Raw genomic sequence first — 18,596 nt, 5'->3', positions numbered from 1 at the left:
TCGACCTAACCAACCAGTTCAACACGATAAAGGCATTCATGGGCAAACTAATCAACGAGACAGAGGTCTCGAAAAAGCTCATCTACCCAAACGTCACAGTGCCGAGTTACGCACTCCCGAACCCAACGCCGGTCGGCTACAGGCAGATGGAATTAAGTATTAATTGCATTAATTGGAATAATTATTCGGTAGTTGTTCCGCTGACAATCACGATTCACGGCGTAGCCGACAACCCGTGGTTTGCCTCTGTACCATTCCTCATAAGCCCAGCCGACGCCTGGATCATAAACTCACCAATTGTTGGTGATAAGCCGTTGCTCATTAATTGGTGGGACGTAGATGTGAAGGGACTACTTGGCTTCCTCGGCATACCAATAGCCAATTGGCTAGCCGAAATAGCCGTGATATACGGCTTGTTGGACGGAGCGGCCTGGTTCTTCGGACTACCAACAATACTAAGCCCAGTCTACTCAATAATGCAGGGCGTAATAATGGAATTATCGCTGGTGCTGTACCTGCAAATAAGGGCGATAGGCAGGTTAATGCAGAGGGCTGTTAGGAAAATCACGAAGTCAATAGGCACAAGGCTACAGGGCACCTACCAAGCCCTCTCAAACAAACACCCAAAACTAGCCAAGGCATTGAGTGCACCATCTAGTACTATCGGTAGTGCTAGGCGATTTCTCCACGAGCACCTTGGGTCGTGGGTAGCACACCACAGGGTTGTCAAGCAAGCCCTAGAGCGAGTCACGAGCCCAACAGCGGCGATGGCTGTGAGGATCGTTTTGAACCCATGGCACCAGGGACTAAGCGAGGTAGAGGCACGCCTAGAAAAGAAGCGTCGGTTGTACGAGTCGATGGGGCTTAGGAGGAAGGCCCGGCTGTACAGGTTCGCTGCGGGCACCACAAGGTTCGTTAGGGACTACAGCAAGATTAGGGCGTACTCCGAGAGGGGGCTACTCTTCGAGTACACAAGGCGTGAGTTGTCGAAGCTCGGCGAGGAGCCAACACAGCTCAGCCAGTCCCTAACAAAGGAGGGGGAGGGTGGCTTGGTCACGTATAGGCCCTCGCCCCAATCCATACTCCTCGATTGGCCAAGGCAGGTGAGGAGGCTAGCCCCACCCCTCGCCAGAATCACGAGGCAAGTAACCCAGGCGGAGGTGATTGTAACGCTCGAGGAACTGCTTGGGAAGAACCACCCAGCCGTGGGGCTCGTTAGGCACCACTTCGAGACCGGCAATTACGCCGCGGCAAACGCAATAGCCCTAGGCAAGGCAGTCGGCGTGAGACTCATCAAGCCCCTCCAGGCGGAGGTGCAATTAATCAAGGAGGAATTAGGCGAAATCGGGAGGGCACTCAGGAATTGGGAGGGCTTTGTGATTAAGCACATCGGTGATAAAACGGAAGTGTACATCCACGACGCAAGGCTAACCCACGCACTCGACTCGCTGGCGCGGCGTGTGGGTAAGGACCCAGCCACAGCCAGCGAAGCACTGGGCAAAGCCATTGAGAGGGTGACGGCTGTTGTCAGGGCTAACCTGACTAGGGGTGCATTGAGGGATGAGTTCCTGGGCGAGGTCGTAAGTAGGCTAAAGCCGATTAGGGAGTTCATGGAGGCGGCGAATAAGGGTGTTTTTATCAGTCTCAACCACTCAATCATCCAGAGGCTCATCGACTTCCTAGGCCCGGAGTCTGAGAGGGCGGTTAGGGAGGTGTTCAACACGAAGGGATTAATCGACAAAGATGCAGCAAATGAAATCATAAACAGGCTCAAGCCAACAATCCAAAGGAGGGTTAGTGAGGAGGTTGAGGCGGCTAGGTACGCAGTCGCGCTCAGGCACCACGCGGATGAGGTCGTTAGGGAGTTCGCAAGGGAGCTAGGCATCGACAGGAGGGTGGGCGAGATAGAGGGGGAGGTCAAGGAGCTTGGGGACTTCGTTAGGAGGGTCACCATGTCGACACTCCCAATGCCTAGGGAGAGGATCACCAACCCAGAGCTCTTCGGCGAGTTTAGGGAGGTCGGTGGTGGTAGGGTTGTCCTCAGGGAACCACTCAACATGGACATAAGGATTGACTTGCAGTTACCCAAGGAAATACTCAACGACCCAGGGCTATCGCTGCTGCTCACGGCTTGGTTGGTCAACTACTACGCCGATAGGTGGCACGGCTGGTTCATACGAAGCCCAGGCGATGCCATTTACTACACCTCGCTCTACAAGGCACTAACGCCGGAGGCGGAGGTGTTGGCAATACTGTTCGCATCGGGCATAGACCCAGCGAGACTCGACTGGGGAGGGCTACTCGACGAAAAAGAGAGGATTGAGGAGAGGATGGATAGGATAAGGGCACAACTTAAGGAGTCCAAGGACGAGGGAGAAAGAGCAAAACTAAGGGAGGAGTTGGGGAGGCTGAAGGAGGAGTATGAGAACACGCTCAGGGCATTGTTCCACTGGGCGAACGCATTTAGGGCATTCCTAAGCACACTCCCAAGCGAGGAGGGGGAGAGAATCTACAACTCACTGCCGAACAAGCTTAGGGACTACATAGACACGGCAAAGGACCCGAGGGATGCGTATGAGGCATACGTGAAGGGCGTCGCCTTAAAGATCGAGGGGATGAAGAGGAGGATGGGTAGGGCTGGTGAGGGTGGGGAGGAGGAGGGCGGTTGGGTGAGAATCGATGACGTGGCGGAGATGAGGGAGTTGATTAGGAACAGACTACCAATGCTCGACGCGTTAATCGAACCGGTTAGGGTCGAGTTGGTTGATGCAATAACCGAGAGGGTTGGTGAAGTGGTCAGTGAGTCGGGTAACGACCAGCCGGCGAGGGCGATGCTCGAACAAGCACTCAACGAGTTGGGGAGGGGGAACCTAGACAACGCAGTTAGGCAACTAAGAAACGCCATCGACCACCTGAGGGAAGTGGCTAGGGAGAGGGAGGACTTAGTAATGGACGTTAGAAGGCTCGATGCATTGGTTAAACAGCTCGAGGCATTGAACGCCTTGATGAGGCTAATGCGGGCCTAGGCAGGTCCTATTGATCAAAGCCTGCACTAGTTGTTGGCTCACCAATCTGATGTGCTCTTAAATCGACGAATTAATGAGATTACGCCGTCAGCAGCCAGAATAGGAACCACTATTATCATTATTGCAATTACCATAAACCAACCAAGCCCCTCATAATATTTAAGCCAAGGAACCACTGGTCTTAACGGTGTCTGTGAAAAATGCTTGATCATTGACGGCACAACTACCACTAAGAGGAGGAAGGTCACGGCTATAGCTATACCGATACTAACTAAATCGTTCCCGTAACTCATCAACTCATAACGACCCCTTGACCCTTTTAAACCCTTCAAGCCGTGACTCACCGTGAACACCGCATCTGAGGGTGAGGTAACTTCCAGCCTCAATCTGAATCTTTCGGCATCACTAGGTGTAATCGCTTAGGGCACTGAGCAACTGGGTGCAAACCTTAGGTACCAGTTCCTAAGCTTCTCATGCCTTGGGGATTGGTGGTGTTTGGTGTGGGGGTTTCGTCATGGTGGAGTTAATTGGGGGGAAGTTTGTTGGTTTTGATTTGGGTGTGTGTTTTGTTTTTGTTTATTTTTGTTTGTATGTTATTGTTATTGTTGTTTGGTTTGTTATTGTTATTGTGGCTATGTATGAGCCCCACGGTGTCCCTATGTAGTTCATGGTATTGTTGTTAACATTCAGTCCAGCCAGTGTGTAGCCGTTGTATGGCCATATTATGAGCGTTATTGTAGTGTTCACTGGCAGCACAAGGCTATTACTCACTGGTCCATTGAGTATTAGCGAGGTCATTGGTAGTCCGGGTTTGTTTATGAGCATTATCAAACCACCACCATAACTCATATTCAAACCAACACCAACCATTGGTTCGCAACTAATTAGAACAGTCACGTAATTAGCACCATTACTCAACGTAACCTCGTTAGAAGGCTCATAGGTTACTGAAGGACTTGGGCAGTCACTGATTGAGGAAACATTGAGGGAAACACTGGTACCAGGCCAACCAGGAAAGGCAGGGCCAAAGGACGCGGAACCAGAGCCACTATAGTACGTGTACCAACCAGTTGAGGCATTGGCGTAAATAGTCCAGGATGCAAAACTCGGAGCCACGACACGTACATACAAAGGAGACGGAGGAGGCGGGGTAGGAGCCGGAGGCGAGATATAGGTCATAGCCACATACAACAAAGCCCAATCAGCACAGGCCCAACCTGTATTTCCTGCTGTGCCGAACACGTAGTTGCCACTACTCGGTGGTGTGTAGTAGCCGTTTAGGTTCAGCGTGAAGTTTGCCTCCCAACCCGTGTGGTTTAGGTCCACAGCAACACCGCTTAGCGTGTTTGTGCTTGGGTCATAAGTCACAGTTATTTCTATTAAATCACCAGGACTGGGCATGAAGGCACCCGTGCCGATACCGTCCCAACCGCCGCCATAGCCAAGGTTTGGTGATGGGTGTGGACCAACGCTTGGGTTGTTACCGTTTGGGTTACTCACAACCCACACGTTCCACTGCCCAGTGGCACCAGGTTGTGAATGGTAGAACTGCCAGAGTGGGTCCCACTGAATAATGAGGTATGATGTAGAGCTCTGGGGATAGATAACCTCACCCACAACCGGTGATGGGAATATTGCTTCGTTGAGTACTGATGTGTAAGGTATTGAGTAGTTGTAGTTCGGGCTTACGCCCCACTTTGTTGGGTTTAGGAATAGGTATATCTCGAAACCATCACCGAAAAGCCTAGATGGCCGAGTTGGCCAACCACTTGAGAATGTGCCAATGATTGTTATCTTCACCGGGCCTCCACTGTAGGTCTCGCTCCAGAACATGGCACCGGCTGAAAAAGATAGGGCTGGGACTAACTCAAGCACCGGCTGGTTTATGCTTGGTGATACGGGGTCAAGCGCTATCGCTGGCTGATTTATGTTGGTTGAGCTCCAGTACTGGCTTGCGTTGTTTGGCCCATAGTACGCTGGCCACAGGTTTATTGGTTCACCGTCAAAGTCGCCTTGGTATACGTGTGGTGTGCCGAAGTATTGTTGGCCGTTGAGTAGGTTCATGATTACCTGTGTATAGGGTTGTTGAGCCTTGGTTGTTGCACCCACGATTACCAACACCACCACAAGTAGTATTACTGAGACCGCAATCATTAGTTTATGTTTGGTAGGCATAACCCAGATTTTTGATTGCTTTTTTAAGTTTTATCACTCGTTTTGGATTATTATTGTTGGGATGGGCATTGCATGGCTCGTTTCCCATTCCAATAGTGCTTATGGTGGGGTTGGGTTGTTGTTCTAATTTGGGTGGTAATGGGGTTTCACGGAGCCGTGCAAGGCAATGATGGTGTGCATGGATTCAGAATACATGAGGCGTATCGGTAAGGGTGCATGCAAACACCCCAACCGTCTCTAGCCACACCTACACACAACAAACCCTAGGCGCGAACCTTAGGTACCAACTCCTAAGCTCCTCGTGCCGAGGAGACCAATAATGCTCGACTAGAACCCTAAACTCCAGACAGAAACCTCTGGAAACCTTAACTAAGCACCTTGAGTAGGTCTCACGGGTTTTGGGATCCATACCTAACCCTCAGGATCTGGACCCAAGGGTTGTCACCAAACAACGAGTCACCAGCCTCATTCTTAGACTCAACAGACACAGCCTCGGTTTTCATAGACTCAGCCCCAACGGGCTTATTCTCGGCTGTCTGCTTGATGCCGAGCCTACTTAGGCAATCCCTGAGCATTGCCTTCACCTCGCTTAATTCCTCAACTATCGAGTTACCACCAACCCCACCCTCGTAGTTATTGAGTAGCTCCTCGATTAGGTCGTTGATTGTCTTGTTCCTCTCGGCGGCTAACCTGGAGAGCCTCCTATAGACATCCTCACTGACGCTGATTACCCTACGACCCACAATAAACCAGTCCCCAATTTAAAAAGCCACAGTTACCGAGAAGAATCGATAAGCCCATAGTATACCAATGCATACAACAACAACGGCGTTAATCACGAACAATGCATACCAAAGCAACCACGGAAAAACCAAAACAACCAATGCATACAATGAGGAACCCCGCCCCACAAAGGGGGCGGGGTTGCCCCGTGGGTGTGGGGTGGCTGGCCGCTTGGGTGGCGTTTACAGCATCAACCAGCGCGCTTATAAGTGTTGCGTTCACGCAATATTCCTCTGAAATCATCCAACGTGTGAGAGGTACAACGACATACTCATTTGTTTAATCAGTAACGTTTCAATATTCCTCTGAAATCACCTATCAAGGCTGCGTACGAGCTTGACAGGTACTGGGAGAGGATTGTTTCAATATTCCTCTGAAATCACCTATTATTATTGTGCATGACAGATATGGAATAAGCCACTGTGGTGTTGTTGTTTCAATATTCCTCTGAAATCACCAACTCCAACACGTCGAGACCAAGGCCCTTGAGCCGTATGTTGAGGTTTCAATATTCCTCTGAAATCACTCGGTGATATGTCGTTCATCGTAACGCCACAGGCAGTTGAAACAACTTTCAATATTCCTCTGAAATCATCATGCTGAACTTGTGGCCAATTGTTTAGTATATGATGAGGGACTTTCAATATTCCTCTGAAATCATCCGCTGGGTTGGTTTTTGTTTTGGGTTTTAAAGTTTTTCTCCCCCGTTCCTCGGGCTTCGTGGGAACGTGTTTCTACTCCTAATGCTTATGGTTCATGCCTGTTCCCACGGTATGCTTTGGGGATTGAATTGTTGTTCCCACGGAATTTCAATCCCAAATCAACGGTTTGTTCCAACGGTAATTAGTCAAAAGTCAAGCGTAGAAAAATGCGCGAATTCGTGCATTTAACACGGAAAGCCTCGGCAACGAAAAACGCAACGTGGGTGTTCACGAATTCGTGCATTGGGACTATTGCTTATTGCACGGTTTCGTGGGGTCCCTTTAAAGGTTGGGCCCAAATCACCGATGATTAGGCTAGTCATTGGTAGGCTGGACTATAGGGGAGTTAATGGGCTGCCGGCAATCACGTTCAAGGATTACGACGGCTCGGTTAGGCTAGAGGGCGTGCCTGACATGGAGCTTAGGCCAATCACTAAGTTAGTAATTAATAGGTTGTTTAGTGCGTTGGGTATTCAGTTCGATGCGTCGAACGTGAAGAGGCTCGGTGACGTCTTCGAGTACTGCGTGCAGTGTAGTTGGTTCAGCGGCTTCATTAACCTCGTTAGTGAGTCTTTACCTGGAAACGCAGTAATCACGGTCCCTATACCGATGATTGAGCCGGTGAGCACGTTGATTGGCTTAGCCCTGGCATTCAACAACCCCAACTTCGAGGTTGAGCTCTACAGCGATTTGTGGCCGCAAATAACAGACATCCTTGCCCAAGCGAAAGCCCTTGGGCTTAGGCTGACAATCCACACCTCGGTGCTTGACATCAATCGAATATACGTGTTTGATGAGGTGGTTAGGAGAATGGTTAGACTACCAAGGGTTGACGTGTTGACAGGCTCGACAGACTTCAGCAACAAAATCGAGGTCGTTGGCGAGAGCTATAGGACGCCCACAATCCAAGCCAACCCAGTCAAGGTAGAGCCTTTGGTGGCTGAGCCGAAAATCGATGAGGCTGTCCTAAACGCAGTGAGGGCTTTGGGGCTTGAGCTTGGTGGCGTATCAACACTGAAGGCGTTAAGTGACTTGGTTGGTTCTGAGGCTGTGGTTAGGGCTGTGACGATGGGTTACTTAGTCTACAACCCGATGGACTTGACTGTTAGACTATCAAGCAAGGGACTAGCACTCCTAAACGCAATCACCGAGGAAGAGAGCCAAGGCGGTGGGGAGGGTGGCTAAACGCTGTTTAGCCTCTAGGGTCGAGAAAATAAATCAAGCACTCTTATTAGTTTGCTCACAATCTCCGTGGAACTGCTTTTGATGGTTTGCCTTAAAAAATCCGCTGGGCATTACCTGATGATCACCCAGCGGGTGATCGACCTAGACACGTTAATCAACTCATCAATCCCGCAATCGAAAACCCCGGAGTACCTAGTCAGCACTCAAGCAATCGATGAGGAGGTAAATGGGGCTAGGGTTAGGTGCTTCATGGCGCCTAGGGCTAGGGTCTTCTCAACGCATGAGGTCGTCTACCTAGCCGCAGCCCTAACCACAGAATTGGACGTAATCAAGAAGAGAATCGAGGAGCTAAAGCTGGGCAGGAAGGTCATCCAGAAGCTATACGCAGTCAGGCTCGACAGCGAGCCCTGGGGCGGCAAACCACTCACACTGCCGATACTGTGCGATAAGAACGAGGACAAGGAGTGCACCAACGACTTCGAAGCCGAACCAAGCGAGTTGAGGGGAAACATGGTTTACTCAGCCTACCTAACCATAAACGGGATAGGCAAATTCCTAAAGATAACAACACTAAGGTACCCAAGCCACTACGAAATCAACATAACCAGGCTAGCCGGTTACAAGGGCATAGCCAGGTACACAGTCAACACGAAACTAACCCCTTAAAAGCCAGGAATTAACAAGTGATGAGCCCAAGAAGAACAAAGGCAAGGACTAGGGGCCAATCCTCAGTATTCACTGCAGTCATAATGGCTTTAGCCATAATAGCCATAATAGCAGCGATAGCCGTCTCCTGGCCAATGATTAAATCAACCTTCGACAAGAACTACTGGAGCGGTTCAATGGGCACCTACACCCTCAAGTTCACAAACTCAACATACGCATACGCCCAAAACGGCGTTGGTGCCGAGGTTAACAGCACGCCTGGGGTCATCGGGTACTGCATTGCCTACGGCAATAACTCTACGAACGCAACCTACTCATGCCCATCGAACACGGAGCCTTAAAAACCCATTAATTAATTACTGATGTCGTCAGTATTTGAGGAGATAATAACATCAAGCGTCGGCTTCATAATAGCAATGGTGATACTAGTCGCAGTAATAGGCGGCGGACTCTACGGGTACTGGGTCTATGCCGATCACCAAACGCTCCAGAACTACCTGTGGCCGGTGGCCGAGGTACTGCCCTACCAAGGCGAGTACTTCCTAGCCATCGTGAACACTGGCAATGAGCCATTCTACGTCGAGCAAATCTACCTAAAGGGAGGCGCAGTACTAACCCCAAGCCAGGCGGGCAACCCAGGGCTGAGTTGGTGCTCGGTTAGCAATACCGAGTTGGTGCACAATGAGTGGTGGTGCGGGATGGTCAACCAACTGCCGGTTGCCGTCAGGGTGTGCTCCGCCCTGGATCCCCAGGTTTGCTCCGTAGTCCCCGTGCACGGGTGGCAAGTAGTAACGTTCAGCCAGCCCAACCAAGCAGCGTTCGGCCTAGGCAACGGCAGTGGTTTGATAGAGGTTGTGGTTAACGACCCGCTCAACGCAGGCTGGAGCGTTACCTGGAGCTACTCAGGTCCAGGTCCGTATGCCAATACCATAAGCTACTCAATGAGTAAGTCGACGAGCTACACCTGGTTCATAAACCCGCCATACGTCCCAATACAGATGAGCTTCAAGGCATCAATAACCAAGAACCCAACAAACTACAAGTGCCAGATAGTGCCTAGCTCGGTTACCAACACCTATAGCGCAGGCAGCGTGCAGCAATTCACTGTTAATTGCGAGTTATTACCAATAACGGTCTACGTCTACGACCTATACCCAGAACCGGCTGGTTGGGAAATAAGCTGGAGCGGTGCGGCGGGCGGTAGCGAGAGTGGTTATGGTATGGCGAGCTTCACAGTGCAGCCCACGCAGAATGGTACCGTCTACTTCAACGCCACAATCACAAACGTACCGAGCGGCTACTCCTCATGCACAATAACCCCAACAAACACCACAGCACTCCCAGGCCAGTCGGTAGGATTCGTAATAAACTGCTACGGAGGGCCGATATACATGGACCTCGTTGTGCAATCAAACGCCCCATTTTCGGTCGGTGTATATCCATGGCAGGGTTACCCAGTGGCGTGGGATCCAGTATTTAGCGGCGATGGCTCGCAAAGTGTATGTGGCATGTGGCTGTGTTGGACGTTGAACTCCAACGTAACCCTGATACCCGGGCAAACGTACTCAATAGGCGTACAACCCAATTCCGCCTACTTCTCCGGTGCCCCTCCTGGTAGTTATCTCCAATGCAGCATCAACGGTATACCATACCCGGTAGGAGCGTGGACTCCATTTACGGCACCAAACGTGTCATTCGTAGAGAGCGTGACTGTATTTTGCACAGTTAACACGCCAAGCCCACCCATCGGTGGAAGCGGCAGCGGTGGCAGTAACTACCCCGGAAACTGTCACGTCGATCTCAACCCAGCGTATACACCAATAACGTCACCAGGCATTAACACAGTAACCTTCACAGCATCACTCAGCGGAGATTGCCCAAGCAACGGATACTGGGAGTGGTTTGGTGGCAATAATGGCTATGTAGCACAATATAATTTTATGGTAAATAACACTTGGTACTGGACGGAGGCCGGCGGATCAATAGTCACCAACTTAAACTGCCAAACCAGTGATGGTCTTCCCGCCAGCGGCATTGGTTATGGATCGTCCATAACGGGATCCTACACGTTGATATGTAGTTAATCACGGGGTTAGGCTTCAGTTCAAAAAACTAAAAACCATTGTTTTGATTTTTATTGATCCTCCGCATCATTGGGTTACCTCTCGATGTATACCGTCACATTGCACGGGTATACATTTACGAAAGAGCTGACAGCGATGCCTTGGATGTTGTATGGCATTAGGAGCCAAGTCCCATTCCACTCAGGGCTCACGTACTCAAGAAGCGTTTCTGCATTCGTGGGGATAATATTGAATGGTGGGAAGTGTATGGTGCCGTTGTAGTACAGCATAGTGAAGATAGTTATTGATGTGGCGTTTGGGTACGGCAGTATCGCAAAAAACATTGCCTTATTGCTTGGAGTAACAAGGATTTTCTCCGCAACCGACGGCGTCATGTAGCCTATCGAACCAATCGTCATGTTGTGGAGGAACACGTACGCATCCAACCAACATGTGTAATTAACGTGGAACGGGTTCACGTAGACGGTCCTATTCACATAAACCGTCCTGTTTATGTAGATCGGCACTGTCTGGTTGATGTACCTAACCACTGTTTGGTTTATGTACTTAACCACCGTGTGGTTCACTGGCACGTAGACTATTTGGGTCGCCGTTGTTGCTAGCCCTAGCTTCTCGGCTATTGGTTTTAGCACCGCAACGTGTGGGCTTAGCACCACTATGACCAACGCTACGGCTAGTGCTATGACTATCGCCCTCATTCCCCAACCCATTAGGCTCCAGTCGTATGCTAGGTCGACCATATTAATCACTCATTCGTGTCAGGGCTTATAAGGGTGCAGTTTACGGGCATCACCGAGTGGGGTGAAACTTTCGCCCCACAGGTGAATAAAAATCACCTGCAGGTGAATAGGAATCACCTGGGGCTTACTTAGGGTAAATAGTTGCGCAAAACTTTCACTAAACCCTCTACTCAATCTAAATAAGCTCTAGTTTAATGCCTATGTAATAATTACTTAATGTGCCCCGCTTTATAAATAACGTTTAGGATAAAGAGGATGGTCATTGAGCTAAATAGATTGGATGTTAGGAGGGCGGAGCTGGTTAGCGGGCTTAGGCGCTGGGCTGAAGCTAGGGCTTGCCCACACAGGAACGTGGTTTATGAGAATGGGCACCTCGTGTGTAGGGAATGCGGCGCTGTGGTCAGGGAACGCCCGTTTGATTACGAGGTCGGTTATCCACCAGTCAATAATGCCAATGATGGTGGGGAGGTGAGGGTTAGTGCGGAGGATGTGCGTAGGGAGAGGGAGTTCCAAGCAAGGCACAGGGACGCCAAGGATTGGTGCGTCAAGGTTGAGGAGGAGTCCAGGAAAAACACCACGAACATAGACCCGGACAGGGCTGATGGGTCAACGAAGCTCTTGGAGAGGCTGAGGGGTAATACAACAACAATACAAAACAACGACCCGAGAAACCCCTTATCAACCAAAGCCCCACTAACCAACAGTATGGTTGAGGAAAACTACGTAAGGAGACTGGCCGAGAAACTAACCTCAAACGGATTCTTCGAGGATGGAGAGGTGGAGGTGTTTGCCCAAGTCCTCGCGGAGCTCCTGGAGGCGAGACTGGGTAAGGTGGATAAACTACCCTCTGTGGATATGGTTGCTAGGGTGCTCGATAATGTGCTCCACGGAGTACCCAACACAAGCGGCAACAATATCGACATGGACATAGCCTCGGCAATTAGGGACGCAATCGAGAGAGCCGGGTGCCACAGGGACGTGGTTAGGTACGTAATTAGGAGCAGGTTCGGGCTAGAACCAAGCGAAGAACTCACAGAGCTAGGCCTCAACTACCTATACATGCTCGACACCTGGATCACAGACTCGGGGATAGGAAGCAGGGGCATTAGGGACTACATCGGCGAAGCCGCAGTCGCAGCCGCCGCACTAGCCATAGCAGAGGTAGAGCTCGGAAGCCCGAAGTACGCATTGAACATCTTAAACGATAAGGGCGCAAAGACCGTAATAACGAGACTTAAGCTAAACGAGTTCATCAAGCAGCTGGAGCAGAGATAAAATAACTGACGAATAAAGAATCAACAGTTAATTTAAATAGTTGGCCGGCCAACTATTTAAATTAACTGACGAATACTACTTTAGCTTCTGCCGAGTATATAGGGTTTTAAATATTTGAAATTTCCCAATCCCAATGAGCTCTAGCGCCAGGGCTGTCGAGTTGGCGGGTTACGTATTTGACCTAGGCTCATCATTCATTGCCGACGCCGCCGCATTCGGCAGTAGGCTTGAGAGGTTAATCAACGAGTGTATGTGTGATGCTGCATCCTTGAGGAATGTTGTTGAGTACATGAGCGGTATAGCGAGGGAGGCAGTGGTTAGTGGTAAGATCGTGAGTTATCCAAACGTCGTCATTGCGGCTAGGGTGAGGGGCGGTGGGTGGGTGTGCATCTGGCCTCCCTGCGTCTGCAGGGCAATTGAGGAGTTGGTGGAGACGCCAAGCCTGGCAAGAGGCATTGCATTAACTATCGTCCCGGTTAGGGGAGAGTTCGATTTAGGCAAGCCCGAGGACCTGCTTGGGCTGAGGGGCTTGGCATCAATCATCTGCTACAGCGGGAGTGGGAAGAGGGAGACTGTTGAGCTGTTTGTGAGGTTCTACCTAATCGAGAGGGCGAGTAAGGATGGAGAGTTCAAAGCCAAGGTCGTTAATTGGCTGGGCAAGATTGGGGCGAGGGCGCCCTACGGCTTAGTGCCCGAGATAATGAGCCACATACGCAGGCTGGAGATAAACGTTGATGAAACAACGATAAAGGAGGCATTACTCAATGTGCGATATAGGTGGTACAGGGATATACTCGAGAAGCTCGGGTACAAGGCCGAGGAGGCACAACAGGAGGGATCAGTAGAGGTTAAGTGCCCCGATATAAAGGCTGTGAATTCGCTCCTTAAGGAATTGGGGTTTGAAGACATGAGTGAGGCCAGCGTGCATGCTGGTGTCCTGTGCATGCTAAGCAAAGAAAAGCTTAGGGCCTTGCTCAAGCTAGTTAGGGAGAACCCAAAGGTCAAGGAGGGGCTTAAGGGGATCCTGGCTAGGGGCGTAAGCGCCGATGACTTGAGGGGGTTCATTGACGACCACCTGGCCAAGGCTGAGGCCTCCGAGGACGAGTCTGAGGAGGGCGAGGCCGAGGAAGTCCCCGAGGTTGAGGGAGGTGAGGAGGAAGAGGTGGGGGAGGCGGTTGGTGGGAAAGAGGGCGTGGAGACCGCTGGGGTGGGGATGGTTGAGGAGGGTGGTGTGGTGGTTGCCAGGTCTGAGGTTGGGGGTGTTGGTGAGGGTAATGCTGACGCTGCCGCCAAGCTCATTGGTGTTAAGCCGCACTTGACGAAAATAAAGTACGAGTGCCTTGGGGATGGGGCTTATGAGTCCCTCCCATGCATGGCAATTAGGTCGATAGATGAGTACGTTAGGAGGAGTGATCCGGGGGAGCTGCTGAGGGCTTCAGCCCTACTCCTAAGCGAGGCCCTGGGCAAGATGGGTCCCGCGGGACTTAGGGCTAACATTCCGGAGCTCAGGGATGCCCTCACGAAGTTGCTGACGCTGCTTAGGGTGCCCAACGTTGGAAAGGTCGTCGATGTGCTCCTTTACGGGACAAAGTTCATGGAGCTCCTCGGCAGGGCCTTGGGTGGCGATGTTGATGCAGCCCTCGAAGTGCTGGGCATAATGCTGGGAGGTAGGGCTAACCTAACCGAGGTGGTTAAGATGCTCGGTAGGTTGAACGAGCACGACCTGGCTAGGTTGGGTAGGCTGCTCGGTGATGGGGCTGTGGTTAGGGAACTCGTTAATTACGCCGACGTCGTCAAGGGAGTCCTCGACGCGTTGGGTGGTAGGGCCGATGGTTATGAGGTCATTGATGACCTAGCGTCTAGGCTGGACCTCGATAGGTTGGGACTAGCCAATAAACTGGCCTCCGAGGTGATGATCAGCAAGGACGTGTGCCAGGTATGCCAGAGCATGTGCAAGGGCGAGCCCTAGGGGCATGTTCAATAGCCTTTTAATCCCTAGCTCGGCCTATTGTTGATGAGCTTCGAGAGCAGTTTCTTCAGGTACATGAACGCCATGGTTGTCTCGGAGATAGGGGCCAAGTTAATCGACCTAGGCGGTGTCGAGTGTAGATGCAGGGAGAGTGTTGGGGGTTACGTGAGGTCCATGAGGTCCCTGGCCAGGTGGTCTATGAGGGATGGCGAGGTTGGTGAGTACTTCAACTACGTAATCATTGGGGAGGTTAGGTACGCCGACCCAAGCGGTGCTGTTAGGGATGGTCTCGTCTGCCTCTCGCCCTGCCTATGCGATGCGATTAGGAGGCTTGTGAGCGAGGAGCCGGAGTTGGCGAGGTACTTGGCGATAGCCGTTACACCCCTCAGGAAGGTCTACGACCTAACGAGGCGCGAGGACTTGCTCGAGCTAAGGGCGTTGGCTGCGAGCATATGTAGGGCTGCGGGCCACGAAGCCGTGCTCAGTAGGGACGTTATTGCCGACTTCGCGAAGCACTACATCATGAGGAGGGCTGGTGAGGATGAGGCGTTTAGGTCCAAGGTTGTTGATTGGTTGATGCACAGACGGTCAGCACCATACGGCCTAATCACCGGCTTCCTCGAGCACCTGAGGAGGTTGGGCGTGAAGATTAGCGAGAAGTCCGCACGCTATGGGGTCTACCACCTATTCCTAACATCACGCACCGAACTCCTAAACGCACTAGGCGTTAGGGTTAAGGGTAGGGACGTGAAGGTTCACTGCCCAGACCCTGAATCCGTGATCTCACTACTACGTGAGCTAGACCTAATCGGCGTAAACGAGGCTTGGAGGCACCTAGAGGCCCTATGCGGGCTATCCAGACGTGAGGCCGAGGCACTACTTAGGTTTGTTAGGGGGAGTGAGGAGTTTAGGGAGTTGGTTAGGGCGAGACTCAGGGAGGGCGTAGGGGTTGATGAGTTGAGGAGGTTGATAAGCGAGAACCAAGCCCCTTAAAAGGCGATAATAACTAGTTCGATGGTTAGTGAAATACTCCAGTCACTACTCCCCTACTTAGGCTTTGGTGTATTCGCGATACCTGTGTTGGTTTACGGTGCTGTGAAGTATGCCCATGGTCCCACGCCTGAGGTTAGGCGTGAGGGTTTGGATTTGATGCTTGATGTCCTTGTTGGTTCGGTTATGTTTGGGGTGTTGTCCGCATTGATTGCTTCGAACTTCTTCGTGAATGTAGTCCATGTGATTGCCTCGTCAGTAAGCGTGGACGTGAACGGCACAGCCACAACGCTCGCTGCCCGCATGCCCAATACGAACAACGCAACGCAGCTGTTGGGTTGGAGCGCCCGCACTGCGTATAGGTACTTCAACGCCACGGCTGGTTGGTTTAGTGCGTTCTGGAAGGTCGACATCACGTTTGCCGTCATACCCCCTCTTTCGCCCTTCAGTTGGTATTTGCAACAGAGCACTTGGTACTTACAGATGATGCTGACTGCTACAATCACTAATTTAGGTATCATCTACGCATTGAGTCTCATCGCCGAGTATGCATGGGGGTTTGCGGGCTTAGCCGTTGGTATGTTGTTGATTAGGCAGACTAGGCCCATAGGCACATTCATAATAACCCTAGCATTGACTGCATTATTCCTCGTGCCGTTATTGACTGCATACACCGTCATCGCCCTAAACCCAGCACTGGCTCGGTTAGGCGTACCGCCGGACTTGAAGAACCCAACATGGAGCGAGGTATGGGGGTTCCTCGAGTTAATGTGGAACAACGGCTTCCAAGCCGGCCTAATGCTGCAGACCTACGACGTCATTGTCGATGCCGTGTTGGCATTCGCCCTAGTCACGAGCATCGGCATAGCCAGGGTGTTCGGCGAGGCAATAACTGAGATCTTGCCGATCTAAGCCTTTTAAACCAGCCCCACTAAAATCGATGACTGCAATCCACATACTGCTCCAGGCTGGGAATGTGACTACTAGCGTGGTCAATAATGTGACTAGTATAAACGTCACTAGCGTGGTGAATAATCTCGTTGAGAGTGTCGCTGCTCCAGCGCTTAGCATCATATTGCTTATTGGCGGTTTTGCGCTCATGGCGCCATTAATCATAGCGCTCGCCTACATCATAGAGTACCTAATCCACCCAGTGTCGTATTCTCGAACGGCTGCCTTAGCGGAGGCCATGAACCACGCAAAGCGACCAATCCTCGCTGCAGTAGCCATATTCCTATTTATTTACGTACCACTGCTTGTTATCGGCTTACTCAGTAATAACGCGCAATTAACGGGCAACGCAGCTAACTATGCACTCTGGATCCTCCAAGCCATGCTTAAGGAGGTAGCGAACCTCTTCACTACCGCAGTACAACAAGCACTAAAGACATAACCAATCGAAACAGATCAAAACAACCCCCTTAAAAACCACAAACCCTCCTTATCGATGACCACGAAACCCCTAGTCAAAACGACCAAGGCGATGCCTAAGGTGCCTAAGTCAATGACAAAGAGCCTAGCGAGGAGTGGTGAGTTCAATATCCTGTGGGCCATAGTTGCTGTTGTTGGTATAGCACTAGGCTTATTCCTAATCTTCTACGTCTTCCACGGTGCAATGCCATCGCTGGGTGCAAGCAACACGCTGACTGTGACTGCGGAGGAGTTGGGTGGGGTGCTTGTCGTGAACATGAAGGCTATGGGCGTCAGTGCCACTAAGATTACGGGTGTGCAACTACTACCGAGTGGTAGTTGTATATGGACGGCATACCTAAACGGCCAGCAACAGAGTACATTCACACCACCAATCACGCTCAACCCAGGAGACACATTATCACTGGTCTGCACAAACCCACCAAGTGGTGTAACGGAGGTCGAGGTAATAACAACAAGCGGTGCATACACGGCACCAATATCGTGAACCAGCACAACCAATCAAAACCAAAAATCAAAACCATTTTTCCTCTTTTCCCATCCTTACCCAAACTTCATCCAACCCTTATATTCAAACAAAGTTTCATTGAGTGAGGCAATGAGTAGGGAGCTCATTGACTTAGCTATCGAGAGGCTTATGGAGGAGTTCCCAAGCAAGTCAAGGTCTTGGGTTAGGAGGGCTTTGGTTAGGTTCATGAAAAACACCGTCAAGGAGTTCGGCGAGGGTGTTTGGGTCGTGAAGGGACTACCAGAGCTTGGTGATAAATACCCTACCTACGTGGTTAGGTTCAAGGAGAACAAGTATCAGTGCTCGTGCTTCGAGTCCAACTGGGGTCTTAGGAGGAGGAGCGAGGTTTGCACCCACATTGCAGCAGTAATCCTCTACCGAAACTACAAGAGGCTGGATAGTGACGTTTATGCCTCTGTAGTGAACATAGAGTGCACAGACTACTACCTAGAAATACCGAGTGAGCTAAAGGGTAAGGTTAGGATTGTTAAGTCCGTTAAAGTAATCGATGCAACAGACAAGCTAAACCCTAGGCATAGGGTCACGTACGTCATCTACGCAAGCGAGCCCATTGAGGTGAGGGCAAAGCTTGTCTGCGACGGCGACGTTAGGGAGCTAAGCCTCAAGCTAACGAGGACGAGGAGGTACATCGTTGAGTTGTTGGTTAGGTGATTCTTATAGGTTTAAATTGCTGTGCTAACTGCAGTGGTTTGTATGTCCTCGGGGTTGGATGATGTCGCTAGGGCGTTGGCTGAAATGAGGGAGTTGGGTAGGAGGGTTCGTGAGAAGTTTTTGGAGTTTAGGAAAGCCCATTCGCGGTTCGAGGAGGCATTGCTGATGTACACAGAGCAGGTATTGAGGAGGTGCCCGGAGGATGAGGGTGAGGACTTAGGGACTGCCGTAGCGTGCTTCGAGGAGCTCGCCAAGGTTGAGGCGGATTTGATAACAATTCTCGACGCAATGCTCGAGGCATTAAACGAGGACTACAACGCCCTGAGGGAGTTAATAGACATATACCACAGGAAGATAAAGCCCATGCTCGGTAAATAGCCCCTTTAAAACC

18 protein-coding genes and 1 pseudogene are annotated in these 18,596 nt (G+C 51.0%); 13 read left to right on the top strand and 6 right to left on the bottom strand.

The window, feature by feature from the left end; all coding sequences use genetic code 11:
- A pseudogene (locus B7L70_RS13220) lies at window positions 1-3,026 on the top strand (hypothetical protein); the annotation flags it as partial.
- Window positions 3,027-3,064: 38 nt separating this feature from the next.
- Here the strand turns inward: B7L70_RS13220 and B7L70_RS03555 are convergent.
- The 5 genes from B7L70_RS03555 to B7L70_RS14095 all read right to left on the bottom strand — a co-directional run bounded on the left by B7L70_RS03555 (window position 3,065) and on the right by B7L70_RS14095 (window position 6,094).
- Complete coding sequence (locus B7L70_RS03555) at window positions 3,065-3,319, bottom strand: hypothetical protein (RefSeq protein WP_081226522.1); 255 nt, start codon at window positions 3,317-3,319, stop codon at window positions 3,065-3,067.
- A gap of 283 nt (window positions 3,320-3,602) precedes the next feature.
- Entirely contained in the window at window positions 3,603-5,201 is a 1,599-nt protein-coding gene (locus tag B7L70_RS03550) for a hypothetical protein (RefSeq protein WP_081226521.1), read from the bottom strand.
- Window positions 5,202-5,448: 247 nt separating this feature from the next.
- The gene (locus B7L70_RS13215) at window positions 5,449-5,610 is read right to left on the bottom strand and encodes a hypothetical protein (RefSeq protein ID WP_162009084.1); all 162 of its coding nucleotides are present in this window, start codon (window positions 5,608-5,610) and stop codon (window positions 5,449-5,451) included.
- Window positions 5,591-5,944, bottom strand: coding sequence for a ribbon-helix-helix domain-containing protein (locus B7L70_RS03545; protein ID WP_081226520.1), 354 nt, complete (start codon window positions 5,942-5,944; stop codon window positions 5,591-5,593). The genes B7L70_RS13215 and B7L70_RS03545 overlap by 20 nt, the downstream gene beginning before the upstream one ends.
- Before the next feature lie 18 nt (window positions 5,945-5,962).
- Window positions 5,963-6,094, bottom strand: coding sequence for a hypothetical protein (locus tag B7L70_RS14095; protein ID WP_255408838.1), 132 nt, complete (start codon window positions 6,092-6,094; stop codon window positions 5,963-5,965).
- Between the two features lie 897 nt (window positions 6,095-6,991).
- On the opposite strand from B7L70_RS14095, the gene B7L70_RS03540 reads away from it, so the two are divergent.
- From B7L70_RS03540 to B7L70_RS03525, 4 genes are all read left to right on the top strand, one after another.
- Window positions 6,992-7,870, top strand: coding sequence for a hypothetical protein (locus B7L70_RS03540; protein ID WP_081226519.1), 879 nt, complete (start codon window positions 6,992-6,994; stop codon window positions 7,868-7,870).
- A gap of 117 nt (window positions 7,871-7,987) precedes the next feature.
- Entirely contained in the window at window positions 7,988-8,536 is a 549-nt protein-coding gene (locus B7L70_RS03535) for a hypothetical protein (RefSeq protein WP_101940223.1), read from the top strand.
- A gap of 20 nt (window positions 8,537-8,556) precedes the next feature.
- The gene (locus B7L70_RS03530) at window positions 8,557-8,877 is read left to right on the top strand and encodes a hypothetical protein (RefSeq protein ID WP_081226517.1); all 321 of its coding nucleotides are present in this window, start codon (window positions 8,557-8,559) and stop codon (window positions 8,875-8,877) included.
- A gap of 21 nt (window positions 8,878-8,898) precedes the next feature.
- Window positions 8,899-10,620: a hypothetical protein gene (locus tag B7L70_RS03525; RefSeq protein WP_081226516.1), complete on the top strand. Its 1,722-nt coding sequence runs from the start codon at window positions 8,899-8,901 to the stop codon at window positions 10,618-10,620.
- A 74-nt stretch (window positions 10,621-10,694) separates the two neighbouring features.
- Here the strand turns inward: B7L70_RS03525 and B7L70_RS03520 are convergent, their stop codons facing one another.
- Entirely contained in the window at window positions 10,695-11,360 is a 666-nt protein-coding gene (locus tag B7L70_RS03520; protein WP_081226515.1) for a hypothetical protein, read from the bottom strand.
- Window positions 11,361-11,615: 255 nt separating this feature from the next.
- On the opposite strand from B7L70_RS03520, the gene B7L70_RS03515 reads away from it, so the two are divergent.
- The 8 genes from B7L70_RS03515 (at window position 11,616) to B7L70_RS03480 (ending at window position 18,583) form a co-directional block, all read left to right on the top strand.
- Window positions 11,616-12,635, top strand: a complete 1,020-nt coding sequence (locus B7L70_RS03515) for a TFIIB-type zinc ribbon-containing protein (protein WP_081226514.1) — start codon at window positions 11,616-11,618, stop codon at window positions 12,633-12,635.
- A 133-nt stretch (window positions 12,636-12,768) separates the two neighbouring features.
- Window positions 12,769-14,604: a hypothetical protein gene (locus B7L70_RS03510; protein ID WP_081226513.1), complete on the top strand. Its 1,836-nt coding sequence runs from the start codon at window positions 12,769-12,771 to the stop codon at window positions 14,602-14,604.
- Window positions 14,605-14,649: 45 nt separating this feature from the next.
- The gene (locus B7L70_RS03505; RefSeq protein ID WP_081226512.1) at window positions 14,650-15,597 is read left to right on the top strand and encodes a hypothetical protein; all 948 of its coding nucleotides are present in this window, start codon (window positions 14,650-14,652) and stop codon (window positions 15,595-15,597) included.
- Between the two features lie 21 nt (window positions 15,598-15,618).
- Window positions 15,619-16,506, top strand: a complete 888-nt coding sequence (locus B7L70_RS03500; RefSeq protein WP_081226511.1) for a hypothetical protein — start codon at window positions 15,619-15,621, stop codon at window positions 16,504-16,506.
- A 28-nt stretch (window positions 16,507-16,534) separates the two neighbouring features.
- Window positions 16,535-16,987, top strand: a complete 453-nt coding sequence (locus B7L70_RS03495; RefSeq protein WP_081226510.1) for a hypothetical protein — start codon at window positions 16,535-16,537, stop codon at window positions 16,985-16,987.
- Window positions 16,988-17,041: 54 nt separating this feature from the next.
- Window positions 17,042-17,512: a hypothetical protein gene (locus tag B7L70_RS03490; protein ID WP_081226509.1), complete on the top strand. Its 471-nt coding sequence runs from the start codon at window positions 17,042-17,044 to the stop codon at window positions 17,510-17,512.
- A 111-nt stretch (window positions 17,513-17,623) separates the two neighbouring features.
- Window positions 17,624-18,205, top strand: a complete 582-nt coding sequence (locus B7L70_RS03485) for a hypothetical protein (RefSeq protein WP_081226508.1) — start codon at window positions 17,624-17,626, stop codon at window positions 18,203-18,205.
- A gap of 42 nt (window positions 18,206-18,247) precedes the next feature.
- A complete protein-coding gene (locus B7L70_RS03480) occupies window positions 18,248-18,583 on the top strand; it encodes a hypothetical protein (protein WP_081226507.1) in 336 nt (111 codons plus the stop codon).
- Window positions 18,584-18,596 lie beyond the last annotated feature (13 nt).

The organism is Vulcanisaeta sp. EB80 (genome assembly GCF_002078205.2).
This window is presented reverse-complemented; position numbering and strand designations above follow the sequence as displayed.